The organism is Bacillus sp. ABR (assembly GCF_056172715.1).
The window spans coordinates 1004543-1014517 of record NZ_JAOYSL010000001.1; the positions used below are offsets into that span (position 1 = coordinate 1004543).

The following is a 9975-nucleotide window of genomic DNA, read 5'->3' on the forward strand; positions in this document are numbered from 1 at the left end:
TCATGAAAACATCCGACAAAGGCACTGTGATTCGCACAGTGCTTCTTTTTATTGCTCTGATCAATCAAACGCTTGTCATGTTTGGACAGACGGTGCTGCCGATTAGCGAGGAGCAAGTACAAACCGCTGGTGAGGCACTTTATGTGGCAGGTTCTACAATTTTTACTATGGTCACAGCGGTTATCGCTTGGTTTAAAAACAATTATGTGACCTACAAAGGACAATTACAAAAAGATGCTCTGAAACAAAGAGGGCTAACAAAATAATACTTGAAGGAGAAACGACATGGTGAAAATCATTCAAGCATTGATCCCAAAACAACATCGCAACAGACCAGGAAACACGATGAAGCCGCTCTATATTACAGTGCATAATACGTCAAACAGTGCAAAAGGTGCTAATGCGGCCAGTCATGCAGCGTTTGTTGCACGTTCAAGTACCGGTGTCAGCTGGCATTACACTGTAGATGATCAGGTGATTTATCAGCATTTACCGTTAAACGAAAACGGCTGGCATGCAGGGGATGGCAGAGGCACCGGCAATATGAAGTCAATTGGAATTGAAATTTGTGAAAATGCAGACGGTAACTTTGAACAAGCAGTCGAAAATGCCCAATGGCTCATTCGCAAGCTGATAGGAGATTTGGGTATTCCTTTATCAAATGTAGTGCCTCATAAACATTGGAGCGGGAAAGAGTGTCCAAGGAAACTTCTCGGACGATGGGATCAGTTTAAAGCTGGCATAGCCACAGCGCATACCGGCAGCAAAAGCACAAGAAAACCAGTTCAGGCAGAAAGCTTGAGCCACAAAGCACCCGTTTCCAAACAGAAATCGTCAAACCTGCCATCTGGCATTTTAAAAGTAACCAAGCCCTTAACAAAAGGCTCTCAAGTCACAGCCGTGCAAAAAGCCTTATCATCCCTCTATTTTTACCCAGATAAAGGGGCAAAAAACAACGGGATTGACGGCTATTATGGACCGAAAACAGCGAATGCGGTCAAGCGGTTTCAGCTCATGAACGGCTTAGCTGCAGACGGAATTTACGGACCGAAGACGAAGAACAAAATCGAACAATTGCTGAAGAAGTGACGATCTATAAAAAGAGCTATCAGCAAGTGAGGAAATGCTTCCTTGCTGATAGCTAACAAAAAATGACATCATGTGTGATACAATCAACCAAATCTATCATGAGAGGAGAGAAAAATGAAAAAAGAACTGTTCCAGATCATCATGCTGTCAGTGCTGCTCATCTATTTCATTTATCACGGAATGACGAGCGATTTTCCTGTGTCCTATACAATCATTCTCATCCTAACTTATCTTTCTGTGATTACATACCTCATCATAAATTGATTAAGAATACGAAAAAACAAAGAACAAGCATAAGAGATATGTACATAAAAAAACCATCCTTGACTTCTCAAGAATGGTTTTTCGTATGGAGCATAGCGGGATCGAACCGCTGACCTCTACGCTGCCAGCGTAGCGCTCTCCCAGCTGAGCTAATGCCCCGAGGTATGACGACATAATTTATTATAATCAATCCTCCTGTGAAATTCAAGCTGTAAAATGTAAACACAATGTCTATTTTTCCTTCTGCTCAATTGGAATATAGTCAAAGATTTCGCCAGAATGAACAGAATGGGCTAATCGTCTCAGCCAGTCATAATAGGCTTTTGAGCTTTCAAGCTGCTCAATGAGCTGCTGCGCTTCCACTCTTACATGTTCCTCCAGCTGATCATCATGCGCCACCTCTTGAAGCCGCTCCTGCGCTTCTTCAATTGCCGTTAAATTGACCTCAACCTCTCGTTCCCATTTTTGCGGAAAAAAGTTCGTGAAAAACTTAAAAAAGTCTTTTTCCGCAACAAAGCTGTGTTTTCTTCGGCCCCGGTGAAACGTTTTTTTGACAATATTCATGTCTTGCAGCTTTTTCACACCCGTACTCATACTCGGCTTACTCATTTGCAGCTCTTCACGCATTTCATCCAGTGTCATTTCTTCATTTAAATACATCGTCCCATATAGAATACCTGCACTTCGCGTAATGCCATAGAGATCCATCGTTTCAGCTATGGAATCAATGACTAGATCTTTAGCAGCTAAAATACGATCTTCTGCTTGCGGCTGTTCCTGCTTTTTCATTTTGTCCCTGCTTTCTATTAAGAGAATTCAATACGTTCAAAAAAATCTTTATGGACTATATGTTAACGAAAGAATACAAAAAGTCAAAATAAATGAAGCATATCCCCCCTTTGACAGAAAAATTTGAACATGATAAGTTAATTATATTCAAAACGTTAAATTTTTATTTAACAAACTTACCAAAGAGAATTAGAGGAGGTTCCTTCTATGAGTCAAACACTATTTATAGACGGACAATGGGTTGGCGCTAAAAGTACCGACACGCGGGATATCATCAATCCGTTCAATCAAGAAGTGATCGCGACAGTCAGCGAAGGATCTAGAAATGACGCTCAGCTAGCCATTAAAGCAGCGAGAAAAGCCTTCGATCAAGGGGATTGGGCAAATCTTCCTGAACTTGAAAGAGGAAATATTGTGTTTAAGATAGCTGAATTGATTAGACGTGATCTTGATGAACTAGCCAAATTGGAATCACTTGATACAGGCAAAACTTTAGAGGAAAGCAAGGCAGATATGGATGATATTGCGAACGTGTTCCAATATTACGCAGGACTGGCTGATAAAGATGGCGGGGAAATCATTGCATCGCCAATTCCAAACTCGAAAAGTGAATTAATCAGAGAGCCTGTCGGTGTATGCGGACAAATCACTCCTTGGAACTATCCATTGCTTCAAGCAAGCTGGAAAATCGCGCCGGCTCTTGCGGCGGGAAATACAATCGTTCTAAAGCCAAGTGAAATCACACCACTCACCACGATAAAAGTATTTAAACTCATGGAAGAAGCGGGCGTTCCGGCAGGCGTTGCAAATCTAGTGCTTGGACCTGGGGCAACGGTTGGAGATGAGCTTGCTGTGAATGATCAAGTAGATCTGATTTCATTTACAGGCGGTATTGAAACAGGTAAGAAAATTATGCAGGGAGCCAGCGGTAATGTGAAAAAAATAGCCCTAGAGCTTGGCGGAAAGAATCCGAATATTGTGTTTCAAGATGCTGATTTAGACGTAGCGGTTGACCAGGCAATGAATGCTGTGTTTTTCCATGCAGGGCAAGTGTGTTCAGCAGGGTCACGTTTGCTGGTGGAAGAATCCATTCATGATGAATTTTTAGAAGAACTGGTGAAGCGTACGAAAAAAATCAAGCTAGGCAACGGCTTTGATGAAGACACCCAGAGCGGGCCGCTCATCTCAGCTGAGCATCGAGAAAAAGTAGAAAAATACGTCAGCATCGGTTTAGAAGAAGGCGCTAGGTTAGAGACAGGTGGAAAAAGGCCTGACGCAGAGGAGCTGCAAAATGGGTTCTTCTACTTGCCAACCATTTTCTCAGGCTGCACGTCAGATATGCGGATTGTGCAAGAAGAAGTTTTTGGACCTGTCCTGACAGTCGAATCCTTCCATACAGAGGAAGAAGTCATCAAGCTGGCAAATGATACGATTTATGGATTAGCAGGAGCTGTGTGGTCTTCTGATATCAGCAAAGCCGAAAGAGTGGCTCGGCAATTAAGATTAGGCACGGTTTGGATCAATGATTTCCATCCTTATTTTGCTCAAGCACCGTGGGGTGGCTACAAGCAATCAGGCATTGGGCGTGAATTAGGACGTACGGGACTTGAAGAATATACTGAGCTGAAGCATTTATATCGAAATACAAAACCTGAAGCAGTTCATTGGTTTAAATAAAAATTACGCATTTGGAGGAGATTCTATATGACACTAAATATGAAAATTGAAAGCATGCAGAAATTCCATACATTTGAAATTCCGACTGTCATCAAACACGGCATTGGTGCAGTGAAACATGTTGGGGAAGAAGTAAAAGCATACGGCGTTTCAAAGGTATTGCTTGTAACTGACCCCGGCATTTATCAAGCGGGCGTGGTAGATCCCGTCATTGCTTCATTAAAAGAAGCGCAAATTGATGTTGTTCTATTTAATAAAGTAGAGCCAAATCCGCCAGTCCGTCTAGTGAACGAAGGATCTGCTTTATATGAAAAAGAAGGCTGTAATGGATTAATCGCAGTAGGCGGCGGTAGCTCAATGGATACAGCAAAGGCAATCGGAGTAGAGGCGACTCATGAAGGTTCAGTCCTTGATTACGAAGCGGCAGAGGGGAAAAAACCGCTTGAAAACAGAATCCCGCCTTTAACCACTATTCCGACAACAGCTGGTACAGGTTCAGAAGTGACACAATGGGCAGTCATTACTGATGAAGAAAGAGAATTCAAATTCAATACAGGTGGTCCTCTTATTGCAGCTCATCTTACAGTGATTGACCCAGAGCTTCATGTATCCATGCCGCCTCATGTGACAGCAATGACTGGAATTGACGCACTTGCTCACGCGATTGAATGCTATACGATGAAATTTGCTCAACCGATTACAGATGCGGTAGCGCTCATGGCCATTGAATATGCAGCTCATTATATTCGTCGTGCCTTTGCTGATGGTGAGGACTTGGAAGCCAGATATGGAATGGCACAAGCTGCGATGCTTGCCGGGCTTTCTTATGGAAGTGAATCAGCTGGCGCTGCACATGCGATGAGTCAAACACTCGGAGGCATTATTCCTGTTGCGCACGGTCAGTGTGTTGCAGCGATGATGGGACCAGTGATGGAGTATAACTGGAAAGGGTATCCGGAAAAATTCGCTCGAATCGCGCAAGCGTTTGGGGTTGATACAAGCAGAATGACAACAGAGGAAGCAGCCAAAGCAGCCGTGAACTGGATGTATGATTTAGTAGAAGATTTAGAAATTCCTTCATTAGAAGAACAAGGTGTATCAAAAGATATGATTGACCGTTTATCTAAAGAAGCGATGAAAGATCCGCAAACAGTTGGAAACCCAAGAGATCTAAACGAAAAAGCGTACAAATGGATTTATGCTCGCTGCTTTGAGTTAACACCTAAAACAGTGTAACAATGAAAAAAGGCTCCCTAAAGGGAGTCCTTTTTATGTTTTATAGTTGTTCTTTAATTTCTTTGATTTGATGAATATGGCGTTTTTCGTGTGCGCCGATAAAATCAAGATATTGCTTAAGGGATAGCTCTTTAAACACAGGGTGTGCAATGACGCGTTTGAAATCTTCCTCAGTAAATGTTGATAAAATTTGATTGAGCTGCTCACGAGCTGTATCCAGCTCATCCTTTAAATGTGTAGGTGTCACATGCTTGTGCTCAGGCGCAACAATACTAGGCGCAGTGGCTTTTTTTGAACGGTCCTCTGCCATTTCCACCGGCTTTGGTTCATATTCTTTGATCGGTGCTTTTTTCCCCTCAGCAGCTAGATGTTTTGCTGCAACTAGGTCCATTTTCTTTAAATGATCTGCTACCTCTTGAATACTCCAAGTATCATCAGATAATTTTTGGTTCAATTGTTCTTCGCTCAAACCTTGCAGCTCGTGCCACAATTCTTGTCTTGCTTCATGTAATAAACTCATTTTCTTCATCACCTCAAGATCAAATTTTAACATAAGGGTACATGACAATCATTCTTGAGCTATCCGAAAATCCCTTTGAAGAATTGTGATGAAATATGAAACCTTTACAAAAGTGGTTCGTATTACCTGTTACAAGGAATACATTGGAGGTGAGTATGGTCTAAATGAAACAACAGATGTTCATTTCATGAAGAAAGGGTGAGGAAGATGGATGTGTTTGGGCTGCCTCTTCAGACGCTGTATTTATACATATTGATGATATCAGGAATCCTGACACTTGTTTTCGTCTTTTTCGGCGATGTATTTGATGGATGGTTTGAAGCGATCCCTGTTCCATTCCTTCAACCAACATTGATCCTCGCATTTCTTACCTTTTTCTCGGCTGGAGGGTTTATCTCTGAAAAAACAGCAATTGTAGGAAGTGGACTTGGCGCAGTATTATCTGCCATCCTCGCAGTGATCCTTGTGACCTGTTTGAATGTATTTGTATTAGTCCCGCTTTCCTCTGCTGAAGAATCTCTCTCTTATACGGAGGCCGATTTAAAAGGAAGAACTGGGGAGATCATTGTATCTGTTCCAAAAGACGGGTTTGGAGAAGTGCTGTTAATCAGTAATAGCGGGAAAATCTCAAAGCCAGCTGTTAGCTTCGACCAAGAGGAGATTCCATATGGAACCCGTGTGCTAGTTGTCGAAGTGAACAAAGGCGTCTTATCTGTTATACCAAATGAAGAAATCTAGGAGGGAATGCTATGCCAGGAACAACTATTTTAGTGATCATTGGAATTGTGCTTGTCATTCTTATTGCACTTATTGGTGTATTTGTTTCTAAATACCGGACAGCAGGTCCAGATGAAGCATTAATCGTCACAGGAAGTTATCTAGGAAGTAAAAATGTCCACGTGGACGAAGGTGGAAACAAGATTAAGATTGTAAGAGGCGGCGGTACCTTTGTCCTTCCAGTCTTTCAACAAGCAGAGCCGCTCAGCTTACTATCTAGCAAGCTAGATGTTTCAACGCCTGAAGTCTATACCGAACAAGGTGTACCGGTCATGGCGGATGGAACGGCCATCATAAAAATTGGTGGATCGATTGAAGAAATTGCTACTGCTGCAGAGCAATTTTTAGGTAAAACAAAAGAAGACCGTGAAAACGAAGCGAGAGAAGTATTAGAAGGTCACCTCCGTTCCATCTTAGGATCAATGACAGTCGAAGAGATTTATAAAAACAGAGAGAAATTCTCACAAGAAGTACAACGCGTTGCTTCTCAAGATTTAGCGAAAATGGGTCTAGTCATTGTCTCGTTTACGATCAAAGATGTTCGTGATAAAAATGGCTACTTAGAATCTCTAGGTAAACCAAGAATTGCCCAAGTAAAACGCGATGCAGATATTGCAACGGCTGAAGCAGATAAAGAAACACGGATCAAACGTGCCGAGGCAGATAAAGATGCGAAGAAATCTGAGCTTGAGCGTGCTACTGAAATCGCTGAAGCAGAAAAGATTAATGAACTGAAAAGAGCAGAATTCAGACGTGAACAGGATACAGCGAAAGCAAGTGCTGACCAAGCGTACGATTTAGAAACAGCTCGTAACCGCCAGCACGTAACTGAACAAGAAATGCAAGTCAAAATCATTGAGCGTCAGAAACAAATTGAATTAGAAGAAAAAGAGATTCAGCGTCGTGAACGTCAATACGATTCTGAAGTGAAAAAGAAAGCAGATGCGGACCGTTATGCTGTTGAGCAGTCGGCTGCGGCAGAAAAAGCGAAACGTCTCGCAGAAGCAGATGCGAAGAAATACAGCATTGAAGCAATGGCCAAGGCAGAAGCTGAGAAAGTTCGTATTGACGGGCTTGCCAAAGCGGAAGCGGATCGTGCGAAAGGGGAAACAGAAGCAGAAGTCATTAGACTAAAAGGACTTGCAGAAGCCGAAGCGAAAGAGAAAATTGCGGAAGCATTCGAACAGTATGGTCAGGCAGCGATCCTTGATATGATTGTCAAAATGCTTCCTGAATATGCGAAGCAAGTATCTGCACCACTTTCTAACATTGATAAAATTACTGTTGTGGATACAGGCGGTAACGGTGAAGGCAGCGGTGCCAATAAAGTTACAGGCTATGCCACAAATCTCATGTCTAGTCTTCAAGAGAGTCTGAAAGCATCCTCTGGAATTGATGTGAAAGAAATTATTGAGAACTTTTCTGGCAAAGGCAATGTGAAGCAAAGCATTCAAGAACTGACAAATGAAATCAAACAACCAAGAAAAATCGAAAAAGCTGATGATCAAATAGAACAATAAAATCAAAAGACACCTTCCACCAGAAGGTGTCACTTTTTTATAGAAGAAGATTTAATCATTGAAAGATGTGCTGACAAAACGCTGGCCATTGAATTCTATGTAATAGGAATTTATCATAATGAAGATAAGGTGGAAAAAGCTAAAAGGAGTGGCGCGGATGAAGGTGAGACATGCTGTACATCAAGATATTCCAAAAATCGCCGAGATTCATGTGAAAAGCTGGCAGACGACCTATCAAGGGATTATTTCGCAGGAGTATTTAGATGGTTTAACCATTGAAGAGCGGGAAGAGAGCTGGAGAAGAAGACCGCTTGAAGGCACGTTTGTCGCAGAAGATGAGGATGGCGTTTTTGGTTTTGCTTCTTTCGGAAAACAACGTGACGAACGTTATTCTACATATGATGGAGAGCTATATGCCATCTATTTATTCCAACAGAAACAGAAATCAGGGGCGGGTATTGCTTTAATTGCTAAAGGTGTCGAGTATTTAATTGAAAAAGGATATCAGAAGTTGATGCTATGGGTGTTTGAACAAAATTCGGCGAAACAATTTTATCAAAAGCTTCAACCTAGTTTTGTCGTTACCAGCCAGTTCGAGCTGGCTGGCGAGAACCATAATGAAATAGGGTATGGATGGGAGTTGTCTAGATTGAATAACCATGTAAAACGAATTAAATCGTCAGCTTCCAGTAATAATGAGAGAAAAAAGTGAAAAGTACAGCAAGCAACATGTAAGAAATAAACGGTGAAGCTTCTACTTTTCCTTTCACGCCTGCTATTTTTAAAGCTTCATAGAAGCCTGCCAAAAAATAAGCAAGACTGAGAATATAACAGCAAAGCATAATGGAGTAAGGGCTCATTGTCGTACCTCCAGCATGAAATCTTCTATTATTAATAGATTCCATAGAGCAGCAAATTATGCATAAAAAAATAACCAGCTGTCATCAGCCGGTTATTTTTGATGAGGAAAAACCAAACGGGATGCACTTGGGATGAGTATACAAAGAACAATACTGCAAATAATAAATGAAGGAACCATATATGTGCTGTTATAAATTAAAGAGTAGACCCATCCTGGTGTTCCTTTCGGTGCATATTGAGAAAAGAAAACGATGCCAGAAATAAAGAACGTCAGCAGCCTGAAGAAACTAGCAACAAAAACAGCTAAGGTAATATAGAAAAATTGCTGCTTTCGCTTTTGATCCTGAATGGCTTTTTTGATCAATCCAGAAAACAAGCCGCTTAAAGAAATGACAACAGATGCAACGAAGTAATCGAGGAATCCTTGAACAGGTGTAGCGATGATCGGGCTATTCATCAGCTGAAGACCTGCGATTAACACACCGATGATAAATCCGGTAGATATCCCCCATCTAATAGACATAAGAATGACGGGAATCATAATCAGCGCAAGAGATCCGCCATTCGGCATTCTTAAAAAGAGACCTGATAAGTAATCTAATACAAGTGCAAGTGAAGTCATAATCGCGATTTCCATCAGTCGTACCAATTGATTTGATTGCTGCATAAAAAAATCTCCTTTTTCATGAATTGAGCAAGGAGAGACCGTGTAAGGATGAGTATGTTATTCATAGAAAAACATATCGATTTGAATACACCATATGTATCTAAGTGATTCCACATTCCTACTTCAGTATTAACTGACAGGTTCAAAGGGTCAGAACAACGAATGTTCACTCTCAGCACAAAGCTCCCCCTGCGGTTATTTAATTTCAATCTATTATAAATATACTAAAGACCTGCAGGATCAACAATAGGCAATTCCCGAGATAAGCAGCATTTGTATCAATATATAGGAAGAGATAAGGAAAAATAAATTATTTAGAAAAAATACTTGTTTCTTCTTTCAAAAGGTGTTATATTTGTATTCGCCGCTGAAACAGCGCGGTTGATAAATAACATTAAGAAAAAAGTTGTTGACTTTATCTTGATAGAATGTTATATTAATAAAGTCGCCTCTGAGAGACGACGAAGATGATCTTTGAAAACTAAACAAGACAAAACGTACCTGTTAATTCGAGTTTTTATAAAAAAATCCTATGATACTTCATAGGTAGTCAGTCAAACGCTGACGAGACAGGA

11 protein-coding genes, 1 tRNA gene and 1 riboswitch are annotated in these 9975 nt (G+C 41.2%); of the genes, 8 read left to right on the plus strand and 4 right to left on the minus strand.

Features of this window, described 5'->3' with window-relative positions:
* Positions 1 to 2 precede the first annotated feature (2 nt).
* The 3 genes from OIT90_RS05170 (at position 3) to OIT90_RS05180 (ending at position 1353) form a co-directional block, all read left to right on the plus strand.
* On the plus strand, positions 3 to 266 hold the full coding sequence (locus OIT90_RS05170) for a phage holin (protein WP_048237237.1): 264 nt from the start codon (positions 3 to 5) through the stop codon (positions 264 to 266).
* Positions 267 to 285: 19 nt separating this feature from the next.
* A complete protein-coding gene (locus OIT90_RS05175) occupies positions 286 to 1089 on the plus strand; it encodes a peptidoglycan recognition protein family protein (RefSeq protein WP_474892313.1) in 804 nt (267 codons plus the stop codon).
* 114 nt (positions 1090 to 1203) lie between these two features.
* Positions 1204 to 1353 carry a hypothetical protein gene (locus OIT90_RS05180; RefSeq protein WP_330545462.1) on the plus strand — a complete coding sequence of 50 codons (150 nt, stop codon included), beginning with the start codon at positions 1204 to 1206 and terminating at the stop codon, positions 1351 to 1353.
* A gap of 86 nt (positions 1354 to 1439) precedes the next feature.
* On the opposite strand, the gene OIT90_RS05185 is transcribed toward OIT90_RS05180, so the two are convergent.
* Positions 1440 to 1512: transfer RNA gene (locus tag OIT90_RS05185), tRNA-Ala, on the minus strand.
* Between the two features lie 72 nt (positions 1513 to 1584).
* Complete coding sequence (gene cudC, locus OIT90_RS05190) at positions 1585 to 2142, minus strand: choline uptake/conversion transcriptional regulator CudC (protein WP_474892314.1); 558 nt, start codon at positions 2140 to 2142, stop codon at positions 1585 to 1587.
* Between the two features lie 207 nt (positions 2143 to 2349).
* Between cudC and betB the strand changes: the two genes are divergently transcribed.
* Positions 2350 to 3819 (plus strand): betaine-aldehyde dehydrogenase, encoded by a 1470-nt coding sequence (gene betB / locus OIT90_RS05195; RefSeq protein WP_474892315.1) that lies wholly within the window; start codon positions 2350 to 2352, stop codon positions 3817 to 3819.
* A 27-nt stretch (positions 3820 to 3846) separates the two neighbouring features.
* The gene (locus OIT90_RS05200) at positions 3847 to 5055 is read left to right on the plus strand and encodes an iron-containing alcohol dehydrogenase (RefSeq protein WP_047204078.1); all 1209 of its coding nucleotides are present in this window, start codon (positions 3847 to 3849) and stop codon (positions 5053 to 5055) included.
* Between the two features lie 40 nt (positions 5056 to 5095).
* Here the strand turns inward: OIT90_RS05200 and OIT90_RS05205 are convergent, their stop codons facing one another.
* Positions 5096 to 5575, minus strand: coding sequence for a DinB family protein (locus tag OIT90_RS05205; protein WP_180272435.1), 480 nt, complete (start codon positions 5573 to 5575; stop codon positions 5096 to 5098).
* A 207-nt stretch (positions 5576 to 5782) separates the two neighbouring features.
* Between OIT90_RS05205 and OIT90_RS05210 the strand changes: the two genes are divergently transcribed.
* The 3 genes from OIT90_RS05210 to OIT90_RS05220 all read left to right on the plus strand — a co-directional run bounded on the left by OIT90_RS05210 (position 5783) and on the right by OIT90_RS05220 (position 8584).
* On the plus strand, positions 5783 to 6313 hold the full coding sequence (locus OIT90_RS05210) for an NfeD family membrane protein (protein WP_048237226.1): 531 nt from the start codon (positions 5783 to 5785) through the stop codon (positions 6311 to 6313).
* 11 nt (positions 6314 to 6324) lie between these two features.
* A complete protein-coding gene (locus OIT90_RS05215; RefSeq protein WP_039180936.1) occupies positions 6325 to 7872 on the plus strand; it encodes a flotillin family protein in 1548 nt (515 codons plus the stop codon).
* A gap of 157 nt (positions 7873 to 8029) precedes the next feature.
* Complete coding sequence (locus tag OIT90_RS05220) at positions 8030 to 8584, plus strand: N-acetyltransferase family protein (RefSeq protein WP_474892316.1); 555 nt, start codon at positions 8030 to 8032, stop codon at positions 8582 to 8584.
* A gap of 240 nt (positions 8585 to 8824) precedes the next feature.
* Here the strand turns inward: OIT90_RS05220 and thiT are convergent, their stop codons facing one another.
* Complete coding sequence (gene thiT / locus OIT90_RS05225; protein WP_474892317.1) at positions 8825 to 9400, minus strand: energy-coupled thiamine transporter ThiT; 576 nt, start codon at positions 9398 to 9400, stop codon at positions 8825 to 8827.
* Positions 9401 to 9498: 98 nt separating this feature from the next.
* Positions 9499 to 9600, minus strand: a riboswitch (TPP riboswitch).
* Positions 9601 to 9975: the final 375 nt, after the last annotated feature.

Coding starts and splice junctions, on each gene's coding strand:
- OIT90_RS05205 (WP_180272435.1), bottom strand. CDS start 5,575: ATGAGTTTATTACATGAAGCAAGACAAGAATTGTGGCACGAGCTGCAA.
- OIT90_RS05210 (WP_048237226.1), top strand. CDS start 5,783: ATGGATGTGTTTGGGCTGCCTCTTCAGACGCTGTATTTATACATATTG.
- thiT (WP_474892317.1), bottom strand. CDS start 9,400: ATGCAGCAATCAAATCAATTGGTACGACTGATGGAAATCGCGATTATG.
- OIT90_RS05215 (WP_039180936.1), top strand. CDS start 6,325: ATGCCAGGAACAACTATTTTAGTGATCATTGGAATTGTGCTTGTCATT.
- OIT90_RS05220 (WP_474892316.1), top strand. CDS start 8,030: ATGAAGGTGAGACATGCTGTACATCAAGATATTCCAAAAATCGCCGAG.
- OIT90_RS05200 (WP_047204078.1), top strand. CDS start 3,847: ATGACACTAAATATGAAAATTGAAAGCATGCAGAAATTCCATACATTT.
- cudC (WP_474892314.1), bottom strand. CDS start 2,142: ATGAAAAAGCAGGAACAGCCGCAAGCAGAAGATCGTATTTTAGCTGCT.
- OIT90_RS05175 (WP_474892313.1), top strand. CDS start 286: ATGGTGAAAATCATTCAAGCATTGATCCCAAAACAACATCGCAACAGA.
- OIT90_RS05180 (WP_330545462.1), top strand. CDS start 1,204: ATGAAAAAAGAACTGTTCCAGATCATCATGCTGTCAGTGCTGCTCATC.
- betB (WP_474892315.1), top strand. CDS start 2,350: ATGAGTCAAACACTATTTATAGACGGACAATGGGTTGGCGCTAAAAGT.
- OIT90_RS05170 (WP_048237237.1), top strand. CDS start 3: ATGAAAACATCCGACAAAGGCACTGTGATTCGCACAGTGCTTCTTTTT.